At 63.4% G+C, this 25,921-nt stretch carries 30 protein-coding genes and 1 riboswitch; of the genes, 20 read left to right on the top strand and 10 right to left on the bottom strand.

Features of this window, described 5'->3' with window-relative positions; all coding sequences use genetic code 11:
* Positions 1–36: 36 nt before the first annotated feature.
* The gene (gene aqpZ / locus M511_RS13285) at positions 37–723 is read right to left on the bottom strand and encodes an aquaporin Z (protein ID WP_085502439.1); all 687 of its coding nucleotides are present in this window, start codon (positions 721–723) and stop codon (positions 37–39) included.
* 155 nt (positions 724–878) lie between these two features.
* Between aqpZ and M511_RS13280 the strand changes: the two genes are divergently transcribed.
* The 3 genes from M511_RS13280 (at position 879) to M511_RS13270 (ending at position 3,369) form a co-directional block, all read left to right on the top strand.
* Positions 879–2,699, top strand: a complete 1,821-nt coding sequence (locus M511_RS13280) for an ABC-F family ATP-binding cassette domain-containing protein (protein ID WP_085502438.1) — start codon at positions 879–881, stop codon at positions 2,697–2,699.
* 181 nt (positions 2,700–2,880) lie between these two features.
* The gene (locus M511_RS13275) at positions 2,881–3,087 is read left to right on the top strand and encodes a cold-shock protein (RefSeq protein WP_010396232.1); all 207 of its coding nucleotides are present in this window, start codon (positions 2,881–2,883) and stop codon (positions 3,085–3,087) included.
* Between the two features lie 54 nt (positions 3,088–3,141).
* On the top strand, positions 3,142–3,369 hold the full coding sequence (locus M511_RS13270; protein WP_010396230.1) for a hypothetical protein: 228 nt from the start codon (positions 3,142–3,144) through the stop codon (positions 3,367–3,369).
* 127 nt (positions 3,370–3,496) lie between these two features.
* On the opposite strand, the gene M511_RS13265 is transcribed toward M511_RS13270, so the two are convergent.
* From M511_RS13265 to groES, 3 genes are all read right to left on the bottom strand, one after another.
* A complete protein-coding gene (locus M511_RS13265; protein WP_085502437.1) occupies positions 3,497–3,784 on the bottom strand; it encodes a hypothetical protein in 288 nt (95 codons plus the stop codon).
* A 259-nt stretch (positions 3,785–4,043) separates the two neighbouring features.
* A complete protein-coding gene (gene groL, locus M511_RS13260) occupies positions 4,044–5,681 on the bottom strand; it encodes a chaperonin GroEL (RefSeq protein ID WP_010396224.1) in 1,638 nt (545 codons plus the stop codon).
* A 38-nt stretch (positions 5,682–5,719) separates the two neighbouring features.
* Complete coding sequence (gene groES, locus M511_RS13255; protein ID WP_010396222.1) at positions 5,720–6,007, bottom strand: co-chaperone GroES; 288 nt, start codon at positions 6,005–6,007, stop codon at positions 5,720–5,722.
* Between the two features lie 197 nt (positions 6,008–6,204).
* Here groES and M511_RS13250 point away from each other — a divergent pair, with 197 nt between their 5' ends.
* The 10 genes from M511_RS13250 to M511_RS13205 all read left to right on the top strand — a co-directional run bounded on the left by M511_RS13250 (position 6,205) and on the right by M511_RS13205 (position 14,443).
* Positions 6,205–7,539 carry a glycosyltransferase family 4 protein gene (locus tag M511_RS13250; protein ID WP_085502436.1) on the top strand — a complete coding sequence of 445 codons (1,335 nt, stop codon included), beginning with the start codon at positions 6,205–6,207 and terminating at the stop codon, positions 7,537–7,539.
* A 27-nt stretch (positions 7,540–7,566) separates the two neighbouring features.
* Positions 7,567–8,610: a TraB/GumN family protein gene (locus M511_RS13245; RefSeq protein WP_010396217.1), complete on the top strand. Its 1,044-nt coding sequence runs from the start codon at positions 7,567–7,569 to the stop codon at positions 8,608–8,610.
* Positions 8,600–8,935, top strand: a complete 336-nt coding sequence (locus M511_RS13240) for a DUF4440 domain-containing protein (protein ID WP_010396215.1) — start codon at positions 8,600–8,602, stop codon at positions 8,933–8,935. The genes M511_RS13245 and M511_RS13240 overlap by 11 nt, the downstream gene beginning before the upstream one ends.
* Positions 8,935–9,576, top strand: coding sequence for a DUF1345 domain-containing protein (locus M511_RS13235; RefSeq protein ID WP_085502435.1), 642 nt, complete (start codon positions 8,935–8,937; stop codon positions 9,574–9,576). The genes M511_RS13240 and M511_RS13235 overlap by 1 nt, the downstream gene beginning before the upstream one ends.
* A 66-nt stretch (positions 9,577–9,642) precedes the next feature.
* Entirely contained in the window at positions 9,643–10,563 is a 921-nt protein-coding gene (locus M511_RS13230) for a manganese-dependent inorganic pyrophosphatase (RefSeq protein ID WP_010396210.1), read from the top strand.
* Positions 10,564–10,581: 18 nt separating this feature from the next.
* Positions 10,582–11,451 carry a TIGR01459 family HAD-type hydrolase gene (locus M511_RS13225; RefSeq protein ID WP_010396209.1) on the top strand — a complete coding sequence of 290 codons (870 nt, stop codon included), beginning with the start codon at positions 10,582–10,584 and terminating at the stop codon, positions 11,449–11,451.
* Between the two features lie 104 nt (positions 11,452–11,555).
* Complete coding sequence (locus M511_RS13220; protein ID WP_010396206.1) at positions 11,556–11,999, top strand: MaoC family dehydratase; 444 nt, start codon at positions 11,556–11,558, stop codon at positions 11,997–11,999.
* Between the two features lie 34 nt (positions 12,000–12,033).
* Entirely contained in the window at positions 12,034–12,963 is a 930-nt protein-coding gene (locus M511_RS13215; RefSeq protein ID WP_085502434.1) for a bifunctional riboflavin kinase/FAD synthetase, read from the top strand.
* Positions 12,963–13,403 (top strand): YcgN family cysteine cluster protein, encoded by a 441-nt coding sequence (locus tag M511_RS13210; protein WP_010396202.1) that lies wholly within the window; start codon positions 12,963–12,965, stop codon positions 13,401–13,403. Before M511_RS13215 ends, M511_RS13210 begins: the two co-directional genes overlap by 1 nt.
* Positions 13,400–14,443 (top strand): threonine aldolase family protein, encoded by a 1,044-nt coding sequence (locus tag M511_RS13205; RefSeq protein ID WP_085502433.1) that lies wholly within the window; start codon positions 13,400–13,402, stop codon positions 14,441–14,443. The genes M511_RS13210 and M511_RS13205 overlap by 4 nt, the downstream gene beginning before the upstream one ends.
* Here M511_RS13205 and M511_RS13200 read toward each other — a convergent pair.
* From M511_RS13200 to M511_RS13190, 3 genes are read right to left on the bottom strand one after another with little or no spacing between them, the layout of a single operon-like run.
* The gene (locus M511_RS13200; RefSeq protein WP_085502432.1) at positions 14,440–14,922 is read right to left on the bottom strand and encodes a CinA family protein; all 483 of its coding nucleotides are present in this window, start codon (positions 14,920–14,922) and stop codon (positions 14,440–14,442) included. The genes M511_RS13205 and M511_RS13200 overlap by 4 nt on opposite strands.
* Positions 14,919–15,416, bottom strand: a complete 498-nt coding sequence (locus tag M511_RS13195; protein ID WP_010396197.1) for a phosphatidylglycerophosphatase A family protein — start codon at positions 15,414–15,416, stop codon at positions 14,919–14,921. The genes M511_RS13200 and M511_RS13195 overlap by 4 nt, the downstream gene beginning before the upstream one ends.
* Positions 15,413–16,561 carry a bifunctional 2-C-methyl-D-erythritol 4-phosphate cytidylyltransferase/2-C-methyl-D-erythritol 2,4-cyclodiphosphate synthase gene (locus M511_RS13190; RefSeq protein WP_085502431.1) on the bottom strand — a complete coding sequence of 383 codons (1,149 nt, stop codon included), beginning with the start codon at positions 16,559–16,561 and terminating at the stop codon, positions 15,413–15,415. Before M511_RS13190 ends, M511_RS13195 begins: the two co-directional genes overlap by 4 nt.
* 151 nt (positions 16,562–16,712) lie before the next feature.
* Between M511_RS13190 and rpiA the strand changes: the two genes are divergently transcribed.
* The 4 genes from rpiA to hflC are packed head-to-tail and all read left to right on the top strand — an operon-like array spanning position 16,713 to position 21,196.
* On the top strand, positions 16,713–17,438 hold the full coding sequence (gene rpiA, locus M511_RS13185) for a ribose-5-phosphate isomerase RpiA (protein WP_085502430.1): 726 nt from the start codon (positions 16,713–16,715) through the stop codon (positions 17,436–17,438).
* On the top strand, positions 17,435–18,835 hold the full coding sequence (gorA, locus tag M511_RS13180) for a glutathione-disulfide reductase (protein WP_085502429.1): 1,401 nt from the start codon (positions 17,435–17,437) through the stop codon (positions 18,833–18,835). Before rpiA ends, gorA begins: the two co-directional genes overlap by 4 nt.
* Positions 18,836–18,893: 58 nt before the next feature.
* The gene (gene hflK, locus M511_RS13175; RefSeq protein ID WP_085502428.1) at positions 18,894–20,096 is read left to right on the top strand and encodes an FtsH protease activity modulator HflK; all 1,203 of its coding nucleotides are present in this window, start codon (positions 18,894–18,896) and stop codon (positions 20,094–20,096) included.
* Between the two features lie 2 nt (positions 20,097–20,098).
* Positions 20,099–21,196, top strand: coding sequence for a protease modulator HflC (gene hflC / locus M511_RS13170; protein WP_010396190.1), 1,098 nt, complete (start codon positions 20,099–20,101; stop codon positions 21,194–21,196).
* Between the two features lie 71 nt (positions 21,197–21,267).
* Here the strand turns inward: hflC and M511_RS13165 are convergent, their stop codons facing one another.
* The gene (locus M511_RS13165; RefSeq protein ID WP_010396189.1) at positions 21,268–22,449 is read right to left on the bottom strand and encodes an AI-2E family transporter; all 1,182 of its coding nucleotides are present in this window, start codon (positions 22,447–22,449) and stop codon (positions 21,268–21,270) included.
* A 192-nt stretch (positions 22,450–22,641) separates the two neighbouring features.
* Positions 22,642–22,764, top strand: a riboswitch (TPP riboswitch).
* A 76-nt stretch (positions 22,765–22,840) separates the two neighbouring features.
* Between M511_RS13165 and M511_RS13160 the strand changes: the two genes are divergently transcribed.
* Entirely contained in the window at positions 22,841–23,482 is a 642-nt protein-coding gene (locus M511_RS13160) for a TenA family protein (protein WP_010396187.1), read from the top strand.
* Positions 23,483–23,485: 3 nt separating this feature from the next.
* Here the strand turns inward: M511_RS13160 and M511_RS13155 are convergent, their stop codons facing one another.
* Complete coding sequence (locus M511_RS13155; RefSeq protein ID WP_176224550.1) at positions 23,486–23,959, bottom strand: NUDIX hydrolase; 474 nt, start codon at positions 23,957–23,959, stop codon at positions 23,486–23,488.
* Between the two features lie 87 nt (positions 23,960–24,046).
* On the bottom strand, positions 24,047–24,370 hold the full coding sequence (locus tag M511_RS13150; protein WP_010396181.1) for an FYDLN acid domain-containing protein: 324 nt from the start codon (positions 24,368–24,370) through the stop codon (positions 24,047–24,049).
* A 148-nt stretch (positions 24,371–24,518) separates the two neighbouring features.
* Between M511_RS13150 and M511_RS13145 the strand changes: the two genes are divergently transcribed.
* The gene (locus M511_RS13145; RefSeq protein ID WP_010396178.1) at positions 24,519–25,202 is read left to right on the top strand and encodes a M48 family metallopeptidase; all 684 of its coding nucleotides are present in this window, start codon (positions 24,519–24,521) and stop codon (positions 25,200–25,202) included.
* Between the two features lie 52 nt (positions 25,203–25,254).
* Positions 25,255–25,899 (top strand): GntR family transcriptional regulator, encoded by a 645-nt coding sequence (locus M511_RS13140; RefSeq protein WP_010396176.1) that lies wholly within the window; start codon positions 25,255–25,257, stop codon positions 25,897–25,899.
* Positions 25,900–25,921 lie beyond the last annotated feature (22 nt).

Genomic DNA, 25,921 nt, shown 5'->3' with positions numbered 1-25,921 from the left:
GGGGCATGCGCAGGCCGATGCCCGCAGGCAGAGGCGTCAGTTCTGTTCGCCCGCGCCTTTCCACAGCAGGGCGCCGATCACGGCCCCTACGATCGGCGCGACCCAGAACAGCCACAGCTGTTGCAGCGCCCAGCCCCCGGCAAAGATCGCCTGGCTGGTCGAGCGTGCAGGGTTTACCGAAGTATTGGTCACCGGGATCGAGATCAGGTGGATCAGCGTCAGCGCCAGACCGATAGCGATCGGGGCAAAGCCTGCCGGAACGCGGCCGTGAGTCGCGCCAAGGATCACGATCAGGAAGCCCGCTGTCAGCACGATTTCGATCAGCAGGGCCGAAAGCGTGCCATAACCGCCCGGCGAGTGCTCACCGTAACCGTTCGCAGCAAAACCACCCAGATCCACGTCCGCCTTACCCGAGGCGATCAGGTAAAGAACAGCCGCCGCAAGGATCGCGCCAACGAGCTGCGCGATGATATAGGGCAGCAGACTGGCCGCCGGAAAGCGACCGGCAACCGTCAGGCCGACCGAAACGGCCGGGTTGAAGTGACCGCCCGAAATGCCGCCCACGGCATAGGCCATGGTCAGGACGGTAAGGCCAAAGGCCAGGGAAACACCAGTAAAACCGATACCAAGCCCGGGGAAGGCCGCTGCAAGAACCGCGCTGCCGCAACCACCGAAAACAAGCCAGAAAGTACCGATAGCCTCGGCCAGAAGTTTTTTCTGCATTTGAAACCTATTTTTCAGCTTAAGAATGAATCCAGCGTCCACCGGCGGTCTGGATTGTCAATATTTTGTAGTAGCGCGGCCAGAAAATCGGCAAGGAACGCTGGGTCACCACGCGCCCCGTTGACCGCCGCGCGGGGGCGGCCTATCTGCGGGCCATGGCACGCGCTCCTCTTTTGCAACTCACCGATATTTCGCTGACCTTCGGGGGCAATCCCGTGTTCAGCGAGCTGAACATGACCGTCCAGCAGGGCGACCGGCTGGCGCTAGTCGGGCGCAATGGCTCGGGCAAGTCCACGCTGATGAAAGTCATGGCCGGGCTGGTCGAGCCTGACAGCGGTGAGGTCATCACCCCCGCCGGCACTCAGGTCGGCTATATGGAGCAGGACCCCGACCTTTCGGGCTTTGCAACGCTTGGTGATTTTGCCCGCGCTGGTCTGGACGAGGGTGAGGGTTACCGGGTCGAAATGGCGGCCGAGGGGGTGAAATTCGATCCTGACCGCCCGGTCGCGACCGCGTCGGGTGGCGAACGGCGGCGGGCGGCCCTGGCAAGGATGCTGGCGCAGGCGCCCGATCTGATGCTGCTGGATGAGCCGACGAACCATCTGGATATCGAGGCGATCGGCTGGCTGGAAGAGCAGCTTTCGACGACCAGGGCAGCTTTCGTGCTGATCTCGCACGACCGCGCCTTTCTCAGGGCGCTGACCCGCGCGACGCTATGGATCGACCGGGGTGAGGTACGCCGTCAGGACAAGGGTTTTGAGCATTTCGAGGATTGGCGCGAGACTGTCTGGACCGCCGAAGATGAGGCCCGTCACAAACTTGACCGCAAGATCAGGGCAGAGGCCCGCTGGGCGGTCGAGGGCATCAGCGCCCGGCGCAAGCGCAACCAGGGTCGGCTGCGCGCCCTTGCCGCGCTGCGCGAGGAACGCGCCAGCCAGATCCGCCGGCAGGGCACAGCGGCGATGGAGCTGGACGCGGGCCAGCAATCGGGCAAACGGGTGATCGACGCCAAGGGCATCTCGAAAGCCTTTGGTGAGCGGGTGATCCTCAAACCCTTTGACCTGCGGGTGTTGCGTGGCGACCGCGTGGCTTTTGTTGGCCCGAATGGCGCGGGCAAGACAACGCTGATCAAGATGCTGACCGGCGAAATTCCGACCGACAGCGGCGAAATCCGGCACGGCACCAATCTGGAAATCGCCGTGTTTGATCAGGCCCGCGCGGCCATCGACGACAGCGTAACGCTGTGGGATGCGCTGGCGGGGGATCCGTCAATGCGGGTTTCGGGCCGGTCGGATCAGGTGATGGTGCGCGGCAATCCACGCCATGTCGTCGCCTATCTCAAGGATTTCCTTTTTGACGATGCGCAGGCGCGCGCGCCGGTCGGCAGCCTGTCGGGTGGGGAAAAGGCGCGGCTGCTGCTGGCGCGGATCATGGCGCATCCTTCGAACCTGCTGGTTCTGGACGAACCGACGAACGACCTGGATGTCGAGACGCTGGACCTCTTGCAGGACCTGCTGGGCGAATATGACGGCACGGTTCTGCTTGTCAGCCACGACCGCGATTTTATCGACCGCGTTGCCACGACCACCGTGGCGATGGAGGGAGATGGCCGTGCGGTGATCTATCCCGGCGGCTGGTCGGACTATCGTGCGCAGCGTCCCGAAAGTGAGGCGCCCACGCCCCAGCCCAGGAAAACCGCCCCGGCACCTGCAGCCGAAAAGCCCGCAACCAAACCCGCAGCGAAACGCTCGGGGCTGAGCTTTAGCGAAAAAAAGCGGCTAGAGGCCCTGCCAGCCATCATCGAACGGCTTGAGGCCGAGATCGGCAAGCTTGGCGAGTTCCTTGCCCAGCCCGATCTGTTCCAGACCGCGCCTGAGAAATTCGCCAAAGCAAGCGAAGGTCTGGCCGAGCGCCAACAGGCGCTGGCCAAGGCCGAAGAGGAGTGGCTGGCGCTCGCAGAACGGGATCAGGAATAGCCGCCCGGCCCGGAAAATAATGCATAGCCCCTTGCAACCTGCTGCAAGGGGGCCCATGTTAAAAGGGCTAGGTTATTTCTTCCGCATTCCTGTCTCCTTTCCGGCTTCAGACTGTGTTTCGATCTGACTGAGCCGGGTCGCCGCATGTCGCGGGCGACATTAATATTCAGGAGACATCACGATGGCCAATGGCACCGTGAAATGGTTCAACAGCACCAAAGGTTTCGGCTTTATCGCCCCGGCAGATGGCGGCAAGGACGTGTTCCTGCACATCTCGGCGCTCGAACGTGCAAACATCCATCACATCGATGATGGTCAGGCTGTGACCTTCGACATCGAAACCGGCCGCGATGGCCGTCAGTCGGCGCGCAACCTCGCGCTGGCCTGATCGTGGCCTATGGTCCGGCCCGTTTCGGGCCGGACCAATCATAAGGAGGCCCACATGTCAGGCAAGACCGACAGTAAAACCGACAGGTTGAATCGAATCTTTCGCGCTCCGGCACCTTTGACCGCGCTGGATCGTACCACCGCAGAAGCCAAGCTGATCATCGAAGAGCAGACCCAGCGTCGGCAGGAGTTGACCGCCACGCTACGAGCCGCCAGATTAGCCAAGGAAGCCGCTGAAGCCGCCAAAGGCACGCTGGCCTCCAAAGCCCGTAAAAAGAAATAGGCGCTTTGCGCCGATTTCAGAACCGGGTCGCAAGCACACATTTTGCCTAAGCTGGCACCCGTGTGCCCATGCAGTCGCTTTGCCATAATGCCCCGAAGTGTCGGGACAAAAGGGAAAGGACTGCCCGTCATTCAACAAAGAAAAGAGAAAAAGAATGGCCAAGACACAGAGCAGACGCGCGCCGCGCAGAAAGGTCGCGCAAAAACAACGAGACAGACGCCGTCTGGCAATCATGTTCGACAGCAAACAGGGGGTAATCCCGGTCATCGCCGCTGATGATGACGGTGAGGACAAAAGGCCCGCGCAGCTTTAAATCGCGCGTGCAGGGGACAACCGCCCTTTCCGTTAAGCCGCAGCCGCCCTCCGACCGGGGGCGGCTTTTTTTGATGTGCAAAGGAGTTGTGACGACCCACATGTGATCCTCACTGCGGCGAAGAGCCATATTCACGAAGTGAACAATCCCCTGGCCGCAACCTATCAAATATGGGCAGTGATCCAAGGAGGTTCAGGCGTGAACAACTACAAAATAACTACTGCTCCCCCGACGGGACCGGGACATCTTGCGGATCGCCCGAGCATTGCCGTGATCGGACTGCCAGCTTTACCAGCTCCAAATGAAACAGGCCGCCCCGGACGGAGCGGCCTTTTCCTTGCCGGATCGGCGAGGCGGGTGATTACATCATCCCGTCCATGCCGCCCATGCCGCCCATGGCCGGAGCCGCAGACTTCGGCTCGGGCTTCTCGGCAATCATCGCTTCGGTGGTGATCAGCAGACCAGCGACCGAGGCGGCGTCTTCCAGCGCGGTACGAACGACTTTCGCCGGGTCGATAACGCCGAACTTGAACATGTCGCCATATTCTTCGGTCTGAGCGTTAAAGCCAAAGCTCTTGTCGTTCGAGTCGCGCACTTTGCCGGCAACCACAGCACCGTCGACGCCAGCGTTTTCGGCGATCTGGCGCAGCGGCGCTTCCAGGGCGCGGCGGATGATGGTGATACCGGCGTTCTGATCGGCGTTCGCACCGGTCAGACCCTCCAGCGACTTGGCACCCTGAACCAGAGCAACGCCGCCACCGACAACGATGCCTTCCTGAACCGCAGCGCGGGTCGCGTTCAGAGCGTCATCGACGCGGTCCTTACGCTCTTTGACCTCGACCTCGGTCAAGCCGCCGACTTTGATGACAGCAACGCCGCCGGCCAGTTTGGCCACGCGCTCTTGCAGTTTTTCGCGGTCGTAGTCCGAGGTGGTTTCTTCGATCTGCTGACGGATCTGGCTGACGCGGGCTTCGATCTCGCTCTTGTCACCAGCGCCATCAACGATGGTGGTGTTGTCTTTGTTGATCGAGATCTTTTTCGCACGGCCCAGCATGTCGATGGTGACATTCTCAAGCTTCATGCCCAGGTCTTCCGAGATCACCTGACCGCCGGTCAGGATCGCGATGTCCTGCAGCATGGCCTTGCGGCGATCACCAAAGCCCGGAGCCTTGACGGCAGCGATTTTCAGACCGCCGCGCAGCTTGTTGACGACCAGGGTGGCCAGAGCCTCGCCCTCGACGTCTTCGGCCACGATCAGCAGCGGCTTTTGGGTCTGGATGACCGATTCGAGCAGCGGGACCATCGGCTGCAGCGACGAGAGTTTTTTCTCGTGCAGCAGGATGTAGGCGTCTTCCAGCTCTGCAACCATCTTGTCGGCGTTGGTCACGAAATAGGGCGACAGGTAGCCGCGGTCGAACTGCATGCCTTCGACGACGTCAACCTCGGTTTCCATGCCTTTGTTTTCTTCGACGGTGATCACACCCTCGTTGCCAACGCGCTGCATGGCTTCGGCGATTTGCTGGCCGATGGTGGCTTCACCGTTGGCCGAGATGGTGCCGACCTGGGCGACTTCGGATGAATCGTTGACCGGACGGGCAGCGGCTTTGATGGATTCGACGACTTTGGCGGTGGCCAGATCAATACCGCGCTTCAGATCCATCGGGTTCATGCCGGCGGCAACCGCCTTCATGCCTTCACGGACGATGGCCTGGGCCAGAACGGTCGCGGTGGTGGTGCCGTCACCCGCTTCGTCATTGGTGCGCGAAGCGACTTCGCGGACCATTTGCGCGCCCATATTTTCGAACTTGTCAGCCAGTTCGATTTCCTTGGCGACCGAAACACCGTCCTTGGTGATGCGCGGGGCGCCGAAGGATTTGTCGATCACGACATTGCGGCCTTTGGGGCCCAGCGTCACCTTGACGGCATCGGCGAGGATGTTCACGCCTTTCAGCATGCGGTCGCGGGCGTCGGTGTTGAATTTGACTTCTTTCGCAGCCATTTGAGGTGCTCCTTGAATGGGTTAGCGTAAATGGACGATCAGCCGATGATGCCCAGGATGTCGCTTTCCTTCATGATCAGCAGCTCTTCGCCATCGATCGTAACTTCGGTGCCCGACCATTTGCCGAAGAGGACACGATCACCAGCCTTGACCGCAGGGGTGATCAGCTCGCCCGAATCTTTGCGCGCGCCCTCGCCAACGGCGATGACCTCACCTTCGGCCGGTTTCTCTTTTGCGCTGTCGGGGATGATCAGGCCGCCTTTGGTCTTTTCGTCTGACTGGACGCGACGGACCAGAACGCGGTCGTGCAGCGGTTTGAAAGCCATTGTAGAACACTCCGGTGTTTCAGGTTGCAGTGTTGCGGCTGTTGGCACTCGCTTGTGGTGAGTGCCAATGCCGCCCATCTAGGCTGGCAATCCAGAGCTGTCAACGGTCTGCCATCGGAAAATTTTACTTGGAAATCCGCTTGACGGAGTTTCCGCCCCGTGGCTACGCCCAAGGAAAAGCAGTTCGGGCGGATAAGATGGTGGAACGGCGTCTCAAGGCCCTTGTCATCGCCGAAGCGGCCAACCCCGAATGGGTTTCGGTGCCGCTGGTCGGCTGGTCTTTGGCCAACGCCCTGCGCCGCGTCGCCGATGTCCATATCGTCACTCAGGTCCGCAACCGAGAGGCCATCCTGCGCGCCGGCCTGATCGAGGGGCGGGATTTTACCGCCATCGACAGCGAGAAACTGGCTGCGCCGATGTGGAGGCTGGCCGAACGGCTAAGCATGGGCAAGGGCGTCGGCTGGACGATAAAGACCGCCATCTCGACCCTTGGCTATGGCTATTTTGAACGGCTGGTCTGGCGCGCTTTTGGCCCACAGATCCGCGCCGGCGCATATGACATCGTGCACCGCGTGACGCCGTTGACGCCGACTGCAAACAGTCTGCTTGCCCCGCGTTGCCGTCAGGCTGGCGTGCCCTTTGTCCTTGGCCCGCTGAACGGCGGCGTGCCATGGCCCAAAGGTTTCGACAGCGAAAGACAACGCGAGAAAGAATGGCTCTCTTACGTTCGGGGCGCTTATCGGGCGTTGCCGGGCAGGGGGGCGATGCTGCGCGATGCCTCGGCGATCATCTGCGGCTCGCTTCACACCCGCAACGAGATCCCTGCGCGCCATCACAGCAAGGCAGTCTGGCTGCCCGAAAACGCCATCGACCCGGCGCGTTTCAGCCTGACTGCCCCGCAACCGGGTACCCTGCCGCTGCGGGGTTGCTTCATTGGCCGGCTCGTGCCCTACAAGGGCGCGGATATGGCGATCGAGGCAGCATTGCCCCTGCTGCGGGCCGGAAAGCTGGTGCTCGACATCGTTGGCGACGGGCCGCAGGCCGGTGCGCTGCGCGATCTTGTCGCGCGCGAAGGCGCAGGGCAGGCGGTCCGCTTTCACGGCTGGCTGGCGCATGAAGAGGTTCAGGGCGTCGCAGCCCGGGCGCAATTGCTGGTCTTTCCCTCAGTGCGCGAATTCGGGGGCGGCGTCGTCCTTGAGGCGATGGCGCTTGGCGTCGTTCCCGTGGTGGCCGATTACGCCGGGCCGGGCGAGCTTGTCGATGATGCGACCGGCTTGCGCATCCCCATGGGAAGCCGGGCCGAGCTGGTCGCAGAATTACGCCGGCAGTTGCAGGCCATTGCTGCTGATCCTTCGGTCCTGCCCGGCATGGCCGCAAGGGCGCAGGCACGGGTAATGCGCGACTTTACATGGGACGCCAAGGCCGCGCAGGTCGAACGGATCTGGCGCGCTGTTCTGGCCGGAACGCCGCTGCCACAGGAACTGTCACCGCCCGGCCGGACTGGCATCGCATCTGCACCCATGCCATGCTGATCCCCAGACGATACGGGAACCGAACGCATGCGCCTGAAGCCGACCTTGACCGCCCTTTTTGTCGCCGCAACACTGGCCCTGCCGGCAGCGGCACAGGAATGCGTCGGGCAAAACCTCTTTGACCAGTTGCCGCCCGAGCGGATGGCCGAGATGCAGGCGGCGGTCGAGGGGGTACCCTATGCGCATGGTCTGTTCTGGCGCGCGGAAAAAGGTGATCAGCGCATCACCCTGATCGGCACCTATCACTTTCCCGATCCGCGCCACGACCTGATCTTGCGGCACTTCACCCCCGAGATCGGGGCCGCAGCCAAACTGCTGGTCGAGGCCGGCCCCGAGGAAGAGGCCCTGCTGACCAAGGCCCTCTCGTCGGATGTGGCGCTGCTTGTCAACGCCGAAGGGCCGACCCTGCCCGAGCGGCTGAGCGAGGATGAGTGGCAGGCACTGTCCTCGGCGCTGGAAAAGCGGGGCGTACCGCCCGTCAACGCCAGCCGGATGCGGCCCTGGTATGTCGCGGTCATGCTTGGGGTGTCGCCCTGCATGCAACGGATGATGCAAGACGGCGACGGTCTGGACGGGCTGGACCGGCTGCTGATCCGAAAGGCCGAGGCGGCCGATGTCCCGGTGCAGGCGCTGGAACCCTGGAACGCCCTGTTCACCGTGTTCGAGGGCATGACCCCGCGCGAGGAAGAGGACATGATCCGCGCTGGTATGCCCGCCGCCGAACATGCCGACGACTATACCGTGACCATGACCGAGACCTATTTTGCAGAGAACGGCTGGCTGATTCTGGAGTTCTCGCGCTTTAACGCCTATTACAACTCGGGCCTGTCCCGGGCCGAGGTGGACGCCCAGACAGAGATGGCGCAGGACAGGATGTTGAACCAGCGCAACGCCCGCTGGATTGAACCGCTTGAAAAGGCCGCGGCGGCAGCCGCCGAACAGGGCAAGGGCGTCGTCGCCGGTTTCGGCGCCCTGCATCTGCCCGGCGAAAAGGGCGTGCTGCGCCTGCTGGAAAGCCGTGGCTGGAAAATCAGCCCGATCAGGGTGGAGGGGATTGGCGATGGCGGATGAGCTTTGGCGCGAAGAGCGCGAATTCTGGCTGGCGGGCGTGGCCGAGGCGGGGCGCAAGCTTGACACCTCTTGCCTGATGGCATTTCCCCGGACCGGCATCCTTGACCGCACGGCGGCGATTGCCGCGTTGCAGGCCGCGCCGCGCTGGCAGGAGATCACGATGACCGAACGGGCCAGTATCGAGACCGATGATGTCTGCGTGCTTGCCTATCACGCTACCGCCCGCCGCGCGGGGGCAGACACATATCGCGCCTTCTGCACCACCACCTGGATTCAGCGCGCTGGCGACTGGCGCATCCTGCAACACCAGCAAACGCCGGTGTGATGCTGCAGGACCTGCGCCGTCACCGGCGTTTTCTGTTTAGCTTTGCGCTGGGGCTGGCAGCAGGTCTGGGGTTGTACCGGTTACAGATCGTCGACCGGCTGCTGATCTTTTCGGTCCTGTTTTGCACGACTTATCTGGTGCTGACCGGGTTGCTGATGCGTGGCATCGACGCGCGGGCCATGCGCCATCAGGCCGATAGTGATGATGAAGGTATGGTGCTGATCGTTCCGCTGGCAATCGGGACAGTGGCGATCAGCCTGGTCGCGATCCTGATGACCATCCGTGCTCCCCACGCGGGGCTCGCACTGCGTCCGGCACTGGCGCTTGCCTGGGTTCCGCTGGGCTGGCTGATGGTCCATACGGTCATGGGCTTTCACTATGCCCGGCTTTGGTATGGGCGCGGCCCCCACGGGACCGAGGCGCGCGATCTTGGTTTTCCCGGCCTTGCGCCACAGGGCGACGCGGATATCTGGGACTTTCTTTATTACAGCTTTACCCTGGGGATGGCAGCGCAGACCGCGGATGTAACGGCGCTAAGCACCCGAATGCGACGGGTGACGCTGTTTCACTCGGTCTTTTCGTTCTTTTACAATACGGTGCTGCTGGCGCTGGCGGTCAATGCTGCGGTTGTGCCGGGTTGATAGACATTACCGGCCCGCGCCCCTATAACCCCGGCGAATTTTCCGCCCAATTTGCAGGGGACCCCCATGATCAAGGTTTTCGGCCACAAAGCTCCCGACACCGACTCGACCGGCTCGCCCATCATCTGGGCGTGGTATCTGAACGAAGTGCGCAAAACCCCGGCCAAGCCGGTGTTGCAGGGCGAGCCGAACACCGAGGCCGCCTGGATGCTGTCGAAATGGAATCTTGATAAGCCCGAGATCATCCCGGACGTCGCGGCTGGCGATCAATGCGTGATCGTGGACACCAACAACCCCGCCGAACTGCCCGATTCGCTGGCCGAGGCCGATGTGATCGAAATCATCGACCACCACCTGCTGGCCGGCGGCATCCGCACCCGCCTGCCGATCAATATCACCATCCGTCCGCTGGCCTGCACCGCGACTATCATGCATGACCTGATCGGCGACGAGGATCTGGCCCGTGCACCGCGTGCAATCAAAGGCGCGATGCTGACCTGCATCCTGTCGGACACGCTTGAATTCCGCAGCCCGACCACCACGCCGCACGACCGTTTTGTGGCCGAGAAACTGGCCAAGGACCTTGGTATCCCGATCCCCGAATATGCGGCCGAGATGTTTGCAGCCAAGTCGGATGTGTCGGCCTTTACCGACGAGGCGCTGCTGCGCATGGACAGCAAGGAATATGAACTGGGTGGCAGGCAGCTGCGCGTTTCGGTGCTGGAAACCACTGCGCCCCAGGTGCTGCTGGACCGCAAGGCCGCGCTGATGGCCGCCATGCCCAACGTTGCCGCCGCGGATGGTGCGGATGAGGTGCTGCTTTTCGTCGTCGATATCCTGAACGAAGAGGCGACGCTGCTGGTCCCGAACGATTTTGTCAGACGGGTCGCTGAAAAAAGCTTTGGCGCCACCGTGACCGGCGATACCGTCGTGCTGCCCGGCGTCATGTCGCGCAAAAAACAGATCATTCCGGCTCTGGCCGTCTGACCCCAAAAGGCCGTTTTCATGACCCAGATCATCCGCGCGCTCGACGAGATCGCACTGAATTACGATGTCCTGTTCTGCGATCTTTGGGGGTGCCTGCACAACGGCGTTGAGGCCTATCCGGCCGCCGTCGCCGCCTTGCAGGGCTTTCGCGCCAGGGGCGGGCGGGTGGTCCTGATGACCAATGCGCCGCGGCCGCGCAAATACGTGGCCGAGCAGCTGGACGGTATGGGCGTGCCCCGCGATGCATGGGACATGATCGTCACCTCGGGCGATGCGGCACAGGATGCGATGTTTGCCGGCGCTGTCGGCCGCCGCGTCTGGGCCATCTCTCAGCCCAAGGACGAGGGGTTTTTCACCGATATCCCCGAGGAATGGCGCGACGCCCCTCCGATCCAGAGGGTCGAGCTGGACAAGGCCGAAGGCATCGTCTGCTGCGGCCTTTTTGATGATCTGACTGAGGTACCTGACGATTATCGCGCCCGGCTGATGCTGGCGCGCGAACGCGGGCTCAAGCTGCTTTGCGCCAACCCTGATGTGGTGGTCGATCTGGGCGAAAAGCGGCTTTACTGCGCCGGTGCACTGGCCGAGCTTTACGAAGATCTGGGCGGCACCTCGCTGTATTTCGGCAAGCCGCATCCACCGATCTACGACCTTGCTCGGCGCAGGCTCGGACTGGACGACAGGGCCAGGATCCTTGTGATCGGGGACGGAATCGCGACCGATATCTCGGGCGCCGTGGGTGAGGGGCTGGATGCGCTGTTCGTGACCGGCGGCCTTGCTTTTGATCAGTTTGGCCCCGATGTCGAAAACCCCGAGCCTGCGCGGCTGCAGGAATGGCTGGCCCTGCGCGCGCAGGATCCGACCTATAGCATCGGCAGGCTGCGCTGAGCGGGTAATAATCGGTCCTCTTTTTGTGGTCGAGCGTTATTTTCTTGCGCGCCCGGTGCGTTGCTGCTATGCAGCATACAGCCACTCATCGGGAGCATTGAATGATGCTGGACAACCTTCCGCGCGGCACGATCGTCATCGAGGATCTTGAAGTCGGGATGATGCGCTACCTGCAGAAGGTAGTCACCGACGAGGATATCGAGATGTTCGCCCAGATCTCGACCGACCGAAATCCGGTGCATCTGGACGATTCCTATGCCCGGGACACGATCTTTCAGGGCCGCATCGCACACGGGATGCTGACTGCTGGCCTGATCTCGGCCGTGATTGGTGAGCAATTGCCCGGTCATGGCACGGTCTATCTGGGCCAGACGCTTAAGTTCATGGCGCCGGTCCGACCGGGTGATCTGGTCCGCGCCGAGGTGTCGGTTGAGGCAATCGATCACGCAAAGCGCCGCGTGACCCTTGCAACCCGCTGCCTTGTCGGTGATACGGTCGTCCTGAAAGGCGAGGCGGTCGTTCTGGCGCCAAGCCGCAAATTCGACTGAGACAGGGCCGGTCGCCGGCCCGGCGGGGGCCTGATTGCGCATCCATAACGACTGGAAAGCTCTGCCGCTCGATGCCCGCGGGGCGACTGTCGCCATGGGCAATTTCGACGGCGTTCATCTGGGGCATCGCTCGGTTATCGACGCGGCTCGTGCCGCCTGCGATGCGCCCCTGGGCATCATCACCTTTGAGCCGCATCCGCGCGAATTCTTCTTTCCCGACGCCGCGCCATTCCGGCTGATGAACGCGGAATCGCGGGCGAACCGGCTGGCGCGGCTGGGGGTCGGACATCTGTATCAACTGCCCTTTGACGCCGTTCTGGCCGGTCTGTCGCCCGAGGCTTTTGCGCGTGAGGTACTGGTACAGGGCCTTGGCGTGCGCCATGTCACCGTCGGTGAGGATTTCTGCTTTGGCCGCCAACGTTCGGGCAACGCCCAGACCCTGACACAACTGGGGCAAGAGCTTGGTTTTGGGGTCACCGTGGCGCCGCTGATCGGCAATGGCGAGGTCGAATACAGCTCGACCGAGATCCGCAAGGCGCTGGCCGCCGGCCGCACCCGCGATGCCGAGCGTATGCTTGGCCATTGGCACCGTATCGACGGCGAGGTGCTGCATGGCGACAAGCGCGGCCGTGACCTTGGCTATCCGACCGCCAATATGGCGGTGGACGGGCTGCACCTGCCTGCACTTGGCATTTACGCTGTGCTGGTCGATGTGCTGACCGGGGCTGATCGCGGCAGTTACAAAGGCGTGGCAAGCCTTGGCGTGCGGCCCATGTTTGGTCAAAACCGGCCCAATCTGGAAGTTCATCTTTTTGATTTCGCGGCTGATCTTTATGGTCAGCACCTGTCGGTCGCGCTGGTTGAATATCTGCGCCCCGAGGCAAAGTTTGACAGTCTTGAGGCGCTGATCGCGCAAATGGACCGCGACAGTGCCCAGGCGCGCGAGATCCTGGCGACGCGCTGATGCGCCCGCGGTTCTGGGAGCAGCCCCTTGATTCCCTCGATTCCGAGGAGTGGGAGGCGCTGTGCGACGGGTGCGGCAAATGCTGCCTTAACAAGATCGAATATGAGGACACGGGCGAACTGGCGTTCACTCGCGTCGCCTGCCGGCTGCTGGATGGCGAGACCTGCCGCTGCATGAGCTATCCGAACCGCCATGACTATGTGCCCGATTGCGTGGTCCTGACCCCCAAGAAGCTGGCCGAGATCGCCTGGTGGCTGCCCGCGACCTGTGCCTATCGGCTGCGGGCCGAGGGCAAGCCGCTTTACGACTGGCACTATCTTATCTCGGGCGATCCCGAATCGGTCCATCTTGCCGGGGCATCGGTGCGCGGCTGGACGGTCAGCGAACTGACGGTGACCGAAGACGACTGGGACGAACATATCATCGAGGATCTGGCATGAATTTTGCCTCGGACAATGCGGGCGGCGTCCATCCCCGCATCATGGCGGCGCTGGCTGCTGCAAACGAAGGCCATGTGCCATCCTACGGTCAGGACAGCGTGACGCTGGCGGCTCAGGATCGGCTACGCGAGCTTTTTGACGCCCCCGACGCGGCGGTTCATTTCGTGACCACAGGCACGGCTGCCAATGCGCTGGCGCTGTCGATGCTGTCGCCGGGCTGGGGCAAGATCTTTTGCCATCCCGATGCCCATGTGCAGACCAGCGAAACCGGCGCGCCCGAGTTCTTTACCGCGGGTGCCAAGCTGGTGCCTGTTCCGGGGACGGGCGGCAAGATGACGCCCGAGTCGCTTTCCGAAACGCTGCATGTTCATGGTCGCGATGCCGTTCATGCCGGAGAGAACGCGGCGCTGACCCTGACCAACGCCACCGAATGGGGAACGGTCTATTCCCCGGCCGAGGTCGAGGCGCTGACCGCCGTCGCCCACGCCAAAGGTCTGGGCGTGCATATGGACGGGGCGCGGTTTGCCAATGCATTGGCCGCGCTTGATGTTTCGCCCGCTGATCTGACCTGGAGGGCAGGGGTCGATATCCTCTCACTCGGTGGTACCAAGAACGGCTGTATGGCAGTCGAGGCGGTGCTGATCTTTGATCCCGCCCGGTCCGAAGAGTTCGAATTTCGCCGCAAACGTGCCGGGGCGCTGATCTCGAAGCACCGTTATCTGGGGGCGCAGATGCTCGCCTGGCTGGAGGGCGATCTGTGGCTGGATCTGGCCCGTCACGCCAATGCCATGGCCAGTGAGCTGGCTCTGGGGCTGGCGCGTCTGCCCGGTGTCAGCATCGACCAGCGCGTCGAAAGCAACGCCGTCTTTGCCACCATTCCGGCAGAGCTGCATGACCGCGCCCGCGCCAGCGGGATTGCATATCACCTGTGGCCGCACACCCAGAGCGCCCTGGCCGATGAGCCGGTCTCGATCCGTCTGGTCTGTGGCTGGGATACGCGCCCCGAGGACGTCAGTGCCGCCCTGCAGGTGCTGGCCTAGGAAAGCGCAGCGCTAAGCAGCGCCAGCGCATGGCGGACCGTGGCGGCGCGCACGGCATCGCGGCCGCGCGGGCCAAATTCGACCGTTTCGGTCCGCACGCCCTGTGCATCGGCGATGCCAAAGCAGACCCGGCCCTCGGGCTTACGCTCGGACCCTCCCGGCCCGGCAATCCCGGTGACGGCGACCGCAACCCCGGCCTGAGAGCGGGCCAGCGCGCCCGCCGCCATCTCGGCCGCGATTTCTTCGCTGACCGCTCCATGGACGGCAAGCGTCTCGGGGCGGATGCCCAGCATCTCGATCTTGGCGGCGTTGGAATAGGTGACAAAGCCCCGATCCACCGCATCCGACGACCCCGGCACATCGGTCAGCCGCCCGGCGATCAGCCCGCCGGTGCAGCTTTCGGCAGTGGCGATCATCACCCCTCGCCGGCGGGCAAGCTCAAGAACATCGGCAGGATCGACAGGGGCAGGGTCGGTCACAACATCGGCTCCAGTACCGCATGATAAATCCCGGCAAGGATGACCGAAACCAGCCCGGCAAACAACCCGGCCCACAGGTCATCCAGCATTACCCCGACGGTGCCGCCACGCCGGTCGGCACGTCCGACCAGCCACGGTTTCCATATGTCAAAAAGGCGAAACAGCAGGAAGGGCACGACAAACCCCGGCCATGCATCAAGGATCGAAACCCCGTGCCGCGCAAGCGGGATCACTGTAAAGCACATCGCCAGCCATTGGCCGGCAACCTCGTCAATCACCACCTCCGACGGGTCGCCGTCGGCGCTTTGCGCAAGGACGGCGGGCAAGGCCCAAAAGCCCAGCAGGGTTGCAAGAGCAAAGCCCGCCGGGATCAGCATCGGGTGGATCAGCTCATAGGCCGCGACGCCCAGCACCACTGCCGCGGCGGAACCCCAGGTGCCGGGCGCCGGGCGCAGATGGCCGATGCCAAAGAAAGTTGCGATCAGATGCTTCATGGCGCGCCCTTGATCAGCGTGGCGGTGGCAATGGCGGCGATGCCTTCCTCGCGCCCGGTAAAGCCCAGCCGTTCCGAGGTGGTGGCCTTGACGCTGACCCGATGGGCCTCGATTCCGATGATCTCGGACAGGCGCAGCATCATCGCCCCGGCGTGAGGGCCGACCTTGGGCCGTTCGCAGATCAGCGTCACGTCGACGTTAGAAATCTCATAGCCCATCTGGCGCGCCAGCATTGCGGCATGGCGCAGAAAGATATGGCTCTCAGCCCCTTTCCATTGCGGGTCCGAGGGCGGGAAATGCCGCCCGATATCGCCTTGGGCCAATGCGCCATAGATCGCGTCGGTCAGCGCATGCATCCCCACATCGGCATCCGAATGGCCAAGCAACGCTTTGTCATGCGGGATTTTCACCCCGCACAGCCAGACGTGATCGCCCCCGGTAAAGGCATGTACGTCGAACCCGTTGCCAAGGCGAATGTCCATTCCGTCCCCCAAGATACGTTCGGCCCGGGCAAAATCCTCGGGCCAGGTGAGTTTCAGATTATCGTCATCGCCCGGCGTCACGGTAACAGGCAGACCGGCGCGGATCGCCAGTTCCACATCATCCGCCGCACCTTCGGGATGGGCGCGATGGGCAGCAAGAATTGCATCAAGCGCGAAACCCTGCGGGGTCTGGGCGCGAAACAACCCCTCGCGGCTGGCGGTGCCGGTGACATGGCCTTTCTCAGCGCGCCACAGCGCATCGGTGACGGGCAGGGCCGGGGCGGCAGCCGGGGCGCCAGATTCAAGCGCAGCGACCACCGCCTTGATCACCGGGGCTGAGACAAGCGGCCGGGCGCCGTCATGGATCAGCACATGGGTCACGCCGCTGCCCTCAAGGCTTTCCAGTGCGGCGCGCACGCTTTCGGATCGGGTGGCACCGCCCGCGACCAGCACCACTGGTCCGGCAAGCTCGGCCACACCTTGCGCCATATCCTCGGGCGCTAGGGTCACGACGATGCGCGAAAAGCCGGAAAAGGCGGCGATGCTGCGCGCGATAACGCTTTGTCCGGCAAGGCGGCGCCATTGCTTGGGCGGACCGTCCCCGGCGCGGGTGCCGCGGCCAGCGGCGGTGATGATGGCGGCATATGTGGCGGGTATCGTCATGTTGGCCAGCTTTAGGTCAGCCGCCCGCGCGAGGCAATCGCCGACCGTCGGGCTTTTCGTCGCGCCTTTTGGGGTGCAGCAAGTGTGGCCCACGCCCAGAGTTCTGCGTATAAGGACGCCAAGCGTGAACCTCTGCCAAGGACAATTGCCGATGACCGATCCCTCGATTGCCGATCTTTCCAAGGATGCTGCCGCCCGGGCCGCCGTGGCACTGGTCGAGCCGGGGATGCGGCTTGGGCTTGGGACCGGCTCGACCGCCGCAGTCTTTGTGCGCCGGTTGGCCGAACGGGTAAAAGCCGAGGGGTTTTCGCTGCGATGCGCCGCCACCTCGAAAGCGACGGCCGAGCAGGCGACCAGCCTTGGCCTGCAAGTCGAAGAGCTGGATGAGATCGGCTGGCTTGATCTGACCATCGACGGGGCGGATGAGGTTGATCCCGATCTGAACCTGATCAAGGGCGGCGGTGCTGCGCATCTGCGCGAAAAGATCGTCGCCACCGCGTCCAACCGCATGGTGGTGATCGCTGACCAGAACAAGGTTGTCGAGCAACTGGGCCAGTTTCATCTTCCGGTCGAGGTGATTCCCTTTGGCTGGCAGGCGACGCGCACCCTGATCCAGCGTGCGCTTGAACGGCTTTCGCTTTGGCCGCGCCCGATCCTGTTGCGCAAACGCGGTGAAGAACCTTTGCGCACGGATGAGGGCAATCTGATCCTTGACCTCGCGCTTGAGGCCATTCCCGACCCTGAGGCGCTGGCGGCCGAGCTTTCGGCAATTGCCGGAGTGGTTGAACACGGGCTTTTCCTGAATATCTGCCAACTGGCGATCATCGGCCGGCCTGATGGTTCGGTGGTCACACTGCGGCGTGAGGACAAGGAATGAAATTCGATTACGACCTTTTCGTTATCGGCGGCGGCTCGGGCGGGGTGCGCGCCGCGCGCATCGCGGCGGGCGAATACGGTGCCCGGGTGGGGCTGGCTGAAGAAAGCCGTATGGGCGGTACCTGCGTCATTCGCGGCTGTGTGCCGAAAAAGCTGATGATCTTTGCCTCGCAAGCCGGCACCGCAGCGACAGAATCGCGCGGCTATGGCTGGCAGGGTGCTGGCGAGGGCAGCTTTGACTGGACCAGCTTTCACGGCAAGCTTGAACGCGAACTGGACCGGCTGGAGGGCGCATATTCCTCGGGCCTGTCGAATGCGGGGGTCGAGGTTCATATGCAGCGCGCAAGGCTGCATGATGCGCATACGGTCGAACTGGCGGACGGTCAGCGCCTGACCGCCAAACATATCCTTATTGCCGTAGGCGGACGGCCGCAGCGTCCCGATATTCCGGGCAAAGAGCTGGGGCTGATCTCGGACGATCTGTTCACGCTCGATCGGCTTCCTGGTCGGGTGCTGGTGGTGGGGGGCGGTTTTATCGCCTGCGAATTCGCCACCATCCTGCAGGGTCTTGGCAGCGCGACCGTCCTTGCCTATCGCGGCGATGCGGTCCTGCGCGGCTTTGACGATGAGATGCGCCGCCATGTCACCGAACAGCTGCGTACCGTCGGCATCGACGTGCGGCTGAACACCAATCCGGCGCGACTGGATCGCGAAGGTGCGGCCGTCCGCGTCGGTTTCGAGGACGGCAGCAGCGAGGTCTTTGACGCAGTGATGTTTGCGACCGGTCGCGCACCCTATACCAAGGGGCTTGGGCTCGAAGAGGCTGGCGTCCGCCTTGGTCGCAAAGGCGAGATCGTTGTGGACGAATGGTCGCAAAGCTCGGTCCCCTCGATCTATGCCGTGGGCGATGTGACCGACCGCGTGAATCTGACCCCGGTGGCGATCCGCGAAGGGCACAGCTTTGCTGATACGGTCTTTGGTGCGCGTCCCCGCAAGGTCGATCACCGGCTGGTAGCCAGCGCCGTCTATACCCGCCCGCATGAGCTGGCGACCATAGGTGTGACCGAGGAAGAGGCCGCGGCCATCGGCCCCGCTGACATCTATGTCGCTAGCTTCCGGCCAATGCGTTCACTGTTTGCGGGGTCGGATGCGCGGGCGGTGATGAAGCTGATCGTCGATGCCGAAACCGACCGGGTGCTTGGCTGTCACATCTTTGGCCCCGAGGCAGGCGAGATGATCCAGATGGTTGCGGTGCCGATGGGCATGGGCGCGACCAAGGCCGACTTTGACGCAGCCATCGCCGTGCACCCGACACTTGCCGAAGAGCTTGTGACCATGCGCAAACCCTCGCGCCGGGTCGGGGTGGAAAAGACTGACAAACCTGCCGCATCGGCTTGATTTTTCGGCCCAAGGCACCAGTTTCAACCAGACAGACATAGAACGAGGCACGAGACGCATGGCACCACAAGGCCCCTGGGGCGGCGGCGGAGATGACGGCAAGGGCGGCAAAGAGCCGCCGCAAGGGGGCGGTCAGCGCCCCTGGGGCAGCGCAGGGGGCGGCAGGGACAACCGGCCGCAAGGCCCTCAACGCGGCGACCAGATTCCCGAAATCGAAGAGCTGGTGCGCAAGGGTCAGGACCGGCTGCGCGTGCTGATGGGCGGCAAAGGCGGCTCGGGTGGCAATCGCGGCGGCGGACCGCGCCGCCCGCAAGGCCCCCAGTTCCAGATGAGCCGCGGTGCCTGGGGCCTGGCGGCGCTTGCAGTGGTCGCGGTCTGGGCCTTTACCAGCTTTTACACCGTCAAGCCCGAGGAACGCGCAGTCGAGCTGCTGTTCGGCAAGCCGGTCGGCACGGGTGAGCCGGGCCTGAACTTTGCGCCCTGGCCCTTTGTCACCGCCGAGGTCGTGCAGGTCTCGGGTGAGCGGACGACCGAAATCGGCACCGGCCGGGCAGGTCCGATGGATTCGGGGCTGATGCTGACACGCGACCAGAACATCGTGGATATGGCATATCAGGTGGTCTGGAACATCTCGGACCCCGAGAAATTCCTTTTCAACCTCGCCGACCCCGAAGACACGATCCGCGCCGTCTCGGAATCGGCGATGCGCGACATTGTGGCACGGTCGGAACTGGCGCCGATCCTGAACCGCGACCGGGGTGCCATTGCCGACGACCTGAAACTTGCGGTGCAGAACACGCTGAACGACTATGAGGCGGGGATCAACGTGCTGCGCGTCAACCTTGACCGCGCCGACCCGCCGCGCGAGGTCATCGACAGTTTCCGCGAAGTGCAGGCCGCCCAGCAGGAACGCGACCGGCTTGAGAAAGAGGCCGATGCCTATGCCAACCGCGTGCTTGCAAGCGCCCGGGGTGAGGCTGCCGCCGTGATTGAACGTGCCGAGGCCTATCGCGCCGAGGCAGTGAACACAGCCGAGGGTGAGGCCGCGCGCTTTAACTCGGTCTACGCAGAATATGTGAAGGCGCCTGAAGTTACGCGCCGCCGGATGTATCTGGAAACCATGGAGAAAATCCTTGGCGGCGTGAATAAGGTCATTCTGGATGGCGAAGGCGGGCAGGGCGTCGTGCCCTATCTGCCGCTGGATCAGCTGCGCAGCAGGGCGCCCGGCTCTGCCAATACCAATACCGGCGGAGGGAACTAGTAATGAATCGCGCCATTTCGCTTTTGGCTCTGCCGTTTCTGGTCGTGGTGGCTGTTCTGGTCGTCGCTGCGCTTTATATCGTCGATGTGCGTGAAAAGGCGCTGGTCCTGCGCTTTGGCGAGGTGGTCGAGGTGCGCGAAGAGCCCGGTCTGGGCATCAAGGTGCCTTTCCTCGACAATGTGGTGAAATACGACGCCCGCATCCTTGGCCTGCCGACCCCGCCGATGGAGGTGACGCCTCTTGATGACCGCCGTCTGGTCGTCGACGCCTTTGCACGCTGGCAGATTACCGATGTCGTGCAGTTCCGCCGCGCGGTAGGCGCAGGCGGTATCGAGTTCGCTCAGCGCCGGCTTGAACCGATCGTGACCAATGCCATCCGTCAGGTGCTGGGTTCGGTCCCCTCAACCACTGTTCTGTCTGATGACCGGACCCCGCTGATGAACCGCATCCGCGACCTTGCGCGCGAAGATGCCAAAGATCTGGGCATCCGGGTCATTGACGTGCGTCTGACCCGCACCGATCTGCCCGAGCAGAACCTGACCGCCACCTATGCCCGGATGCGGGCCGAGCGTGAGCGTGAAGCGGCTGATGAGATCGCCCGTGGTGGTGAGGCCGCGCAGCGCGTCCGCGCCGCTGCCGACCGTACCGTGGTCGAGCTGACCTCCGAGGCGCGCAAGCGGGCCGAGGTGATCCGGGGTGAGGCCGATGCCCGTCGTAACGCGATTTATGCCGATGCTTTCGGCCGCGACCCTGAATTCTTTGCCTTCACCCGCTCGATGACCTCTTACGAGCGTGCGCTGAAGGGCGAGAACAGCTCGCTGGTTATCAAACCCGAGGGCGAGTTCTTTGACTATCTGCGTTCGGATGGTGCAGAGAACGCCCGCCCGGTGCCGCTGCCTCCCCCGGCTGCTGCTGCCACCGAGGCGGCGGATGAGGGCGATGTTCAGGGGGCTTTGCAGCCGGGTGAAACCCCTGCGCCGGTCCAGACGAACCGCGACGGCCAGCCCCTTGGGGCCAATGCGGGGGTGACGCTGACGCCCTTGCCGGAAACGCTGGCCAGCCCGCCGCAAGAAGAACCGGTGGTCACGCCCACCGAATGATCCGGGAAGGATCTGAATAGCAAAAGGGCGGGACAAGATGTCCCGCCCTTTTCTCATGCCTGCTTTCCGTTTCACTCGATGCGGGCGGCCTGCCGCTGTTCCTCTTCGGCCAGTTCGCGCTGCCATTCCCGCCAGATTGATACCAGCAGCGCCATCAGCACCGGGCCGACAAACAAACCCACGATACCCATGGTCTTGACCCCGCCGATCAGGCCGAAAAATGTCGGCAGGAAGGGCAGCTTGACCGGTCCTCCGACCAAGACCGGGCGGATGGTCTTATCGACTACGAAAAGCTCGCAAGTGCCCCATAAAAACAGCGCCGCCCCCGCTACGGGCGAGCCGCTGGCAGCAAGATAGGCCGAGACAAGGGTAAAGCACAGCGGTGCGCCACCCGGGATCAGCGCCATAAAGCCGGTGATGACGCCAAATGTCACGGGTGAGGGGACACCAGCCAGCCAATAGGCCAGCCCCAGCACCACACCTTCGCCAATCGCAATCAGGGTCATGCCGGTCACTGTCGAGCTGATGGTGGCAGGCACAACGCGCGACAGCCGCTCCCACCGGTCGGGCAGGATGCGCCGGCCGACCTGGTCGATCTGGGCGACAATCCGATCTCCGTCGCGGTAAAGTACGAACAGCGTAATGAGCATGAAAAGCAGCGTCAGCGCCAGATGAAAGGCCAGCGTTCCGGCTGTCACCGCACCGCGATAGATAGCCCCGATATTCGAGCCGCTGACCAGCTGCACGATCTCGCTGATGCCGCCCGGGCGGCCGACATAGTTCTGCCAGTTCTCGTCCAGCCAGTCTCCGATCTGGGGCAGCTCAACCATCCATGCCGGGGTTGGTGCGCCAGAACTGTTGATCATAATCGCCCAGTTGATCCAGTCGCGCAGCTCCCGAAAGGCATAGATCAGCGCCATGGCGATGGGAATCAGCAGAAAGCAGACCAGTACCAGCACCAGAAGCGTCGCCGCTCCGGTCCGGCCGAGATTGAGCTGAAATGCCGCGCGGTCGCGCAGGGGCCAACTTGCCAGCGCGATGACCGAGGCGGCCAACACAGGCACCAGAAAGCCGTGAAAGAAATAGACCGAAGCCGCCACGATAGCGAGCAGCAGCCAACGCGCAGCCGATATATTGGTCAGCAGGGGGGGGCGGTGCAGGCGCAGCCCGACCTGTTTCTGGCCTTGCCGCAACGCGGCGGTGGGGTTCGGTGCTGTCGCGCTTGTCGGTTTCGGCATTTCGCCTGTCGTCATGGTCCCGATCCTGCCTGCGTGCGGGTAAGCCCGCCATGTCGCAACAGGATAACATCTGGCCCCGGGCTGCAAGTCGGAATGCCACCCCGCCACGCGGGCAAGTCCTTGATCCCGGCTCACGATCCTGTGTGCTGGCCTGCGCGCGGGCGATCCGGACGATGCGTGACAGCCCCTCCCGACCTGGCTAACCTGTCGCGCACCAGGGGGTGTCCCGGCAAGGGGCTGAGAGGCTGCTGGCGCATATACTGCGCGGCGCGGCGACCCTTTGAACCTGATCCGGATCATGCCGGCGAAGGGATGGGAAGGGACCAGCCGTCATCTGCCCGCCCTTTGCCGGCCCCACTGCGAGGCCGTCCGACTATCCGGTCTTGCCCCCGCCAAAGAGGATGCGATGACCGAAACCTTTTTTGAAACCTTGCGCCAGGAAACCGTTGCCCAATGGGATGCCGCCGTGAATCACCGCTTTGTGCGCGAGCTTTGCACGGGCGAGATCAGCGATGCGGTCATGGCGCGCTATCTGGTGCAGGATCACCGCTTTCTGGATGCTTTTCTGACGCTTCTTGGGGCGGCAATCGCCTCGGCAGACCGGTTCGAATCGCGCCTGCGCTTTGGCCGCTTTGCCGGCATGGTCTCAGGGGATGAAAATGATTATTTCCTGCGCGCCTTTGATGCGCTGGGGGTCAGCGCCGAGGCTCGTGCGCAGATCCCCGACAGCGCGCCAACCACGGGTTTTCAGGCCCTGATGCGCGAGGCTGCTGCGACGCGCAGCTATCCAGCGGTGCTGGCAGTGCTGAATGTGGCCGAAGGTCTATATCTTGACTGGGCAAGCCGTGCGCCCCAACCGCTGCCCCCGAATTTTGTCCATGCCGAGTGGATTACCCTGCACGATAATCCCTTTTTCCGCGATTTTGTCGCGTTCCTGAAAAAGGAACTTAATCGCGTCGGCTCACAGGGGGCGGATCAGGCACGGGACTTTTTCCGCCGGGCCGTTCAGCTGGAGCTGGAGTTTTTCGATGACAGTTACACTGGTTAGCGATTAATTCTCGACAATTTCGAGATACAGCGGACCATTTGGCGGACCGCATTCCCGGTAGTCGAGAATGATGCGCAGCAGCCCGGCAGGCGCTACCCGCTCAGAGGTGTGGCGCAATTCAGGCGGGCTCCACCAGCGGAACTCACGAAAGGTGGCGGCCTCGGGCGCGTTAAGTACCCGGGGCACAAATTCCGGGGTCTCGATCAGAAAGTAGTCCTCGGACTGCCGCCAGCGGTGCTGGTGCAGGGTCATCATGACCTGCCGTTTCCAGACCAAAGGGCCAAGGGCGGGCAGGGTAAAGCCCAACTCTTCGGCCAGTTCGCGGCGCAGGGTTTCTTCGGGCGTCTCACCCGGCTCAACGCCGCCGCCGGGAGTGATCCACCAATCGCCGCCGCCGTAATCGACACGCATCAGCAACACCCGGTCCCCGGGTGTCAGCAGAATGGCCCGCATGGCCTGTCGGTCGATGATCCTCATGCAGTCTGGGCCTTGGACAACAGGCAAAAGAAAAGGCCCCGATCCGGCACATGGCCGGGACCGGGGCCCCAATATGGTCAGCGACGCTTACTCGTCGTCATTGTCCGGCACATCGGCGATGTCATCCAGCGACACGTCGCCGTCGTCATCGTCATCGTCCAGCAGATCGTCATCCAGATCGCCGGCATCGGCGTCATCGTCCAGATCGTCGTCAACAACCAGATCCGTTTGATCGTCATCGCGCGAGGCGGTCTTTTCCGCGATCAGCGAGCGTGTGCGGCCGTTGCTCAGGCTTTCCACCGTGAACTCGGCCCCGCAGGCGGGGCAGGTCATCGGATCGTTAGTCAGATCGTAAAAGCGCGTGGCGCAATGGGGGCAAAGGCGTTTCGTGCCCCATTCCTCTTTGGGCATGGTGTTCTCTTTCTGCCGCGTTCAGCTAAATCCGCTGTCCCCTGCCACAGCCGGAACAGGCTGTCAAAGCCTTTTCCCCCTTGCAGGGCAGAGGTGGTGCAGGGGAAACATGGGGCCAGAGGCAATGCTTGGCAAGATGCGATAAATCATGGACAGGATTCTGGTCGGAGGCGACATTCCCGTGACGTTGCGCCGTTCGGCCCGGGCGCGACGCATGACGTTGCGCGTTACACGGGCGGGGGGCGAGGTGGTCCTGACCCTGCCCAGCCGCGCCAGCCTAGCTGCAGGCCGTGCCTTTGCCGAATCGCGAGCCGAGTGGCTGCGCAATACGCGCGCAGGGATGCCGCCCCTGCAGCTGGCCGAACCCGGCGCGCTATTGCCTGTCGAGGGGCGGTTGCGGCGCATCGTCCCGGCAGCGACGCGGCGGATCGAGCTGGCCGGGGACGCAATCCTTGTCCCCGAACACCGCCCGGCCGGAGTGGTGGTTGAGGCATTTCTGAAACATCTGGCACAGGCGCGGCTGGCACCCGCCTGCGACCGTCATGCTGCGGCATTGGGACGCGGCTTTCAGGCGCTGGTCCTGCGTGACACCCGCTCGCGCTGGGGCAGTTGTACCCATGACGGCAGGCTGATGTTTTCATGGCGCCTGGCCATGGCCCCACCCGAAGTACTGGACTATGTCGCAGCGCATGAGGTCGCGCATCTGGCGCATATGGACCACTCGCCAGCCTTCTGGGCCGCGACCGCCCGCCTGCGGCCTGATTACGCCCGGCAACGCGCCTGGCTGCGCGCCCATGGCCATGAGTTGCAGGCATGGCGTTTTCGTGGCTGAAAGGGTCGCTCCTTTGCCTTGACGGCGGCCCCGTTTGTGATCACATGCGGGCATGAGTCCTTCGCGTTCCTCGGAAACCTCGGCCCATGAGCGGCTGTATCGTAACCTGCGTCAGCGCATCATGCTGGGCGAACTGCCGCCCGGTCAGGCGCTGACCCTGCGCGGCATCGCCGCCGAGCATCGCGTCTCGATGACACCCGCGCGCGAGGCGGTGCGGCGGCTGGTAGCCGAAGGGGCACTGTCGCTATCGTCATCGGGACGTATCGCCACGCCGGAACTGTCGGTCGAGCGGATCGAAGAGCTGGCGGCGCTGCGCGGCCTGATCGAGCCAGAACTGGCCTCACGCGCGCTGCCGCGCGCCCATCAGGCGCTGATCGAGCGTATGGCAGTCATCAACGCCGCTATTGGCGAGGCCGCAGAAAGCCATGACGCCATCGGCTATATCCGCACCAATCTTGAATTTCATCGCCTGCTTTACCTGCGTGCGCAGGCCCCGGCGATGCTTGCCATCGTCGAGACGGTCTGGCTGCAACTGGGACCGACGATGCGGGCGCTATATGGCCGGGTCAAACGCAATGAGCCGCCGCGCCATCACCGCATGATCCTCGCCTCACTGCGCGCGGGCGATGAACCGGGTCTGCGGCTGGCCGTGCGCGCCGATGTGACACACGGGCTACGCCATCTGGGCACGACCTGAGGCCATGCCGGACGAAGGGGGG

It is taken from the genome of Paracoccus sp. J56 (genome assembly GCF_019633685.1).
GTDB lineage: Bacteria > Pseudomonadota > Alphaproteobacteria > Rhodobacterales > Rhodobacteraceae > Paracoccus > Paracoccus kondratievae.
The sequence above is the reverse complement of the archived record's forward strand: the minus strand, read 5'-3'. Positions and strand labels throughout refer to the sequence as shown.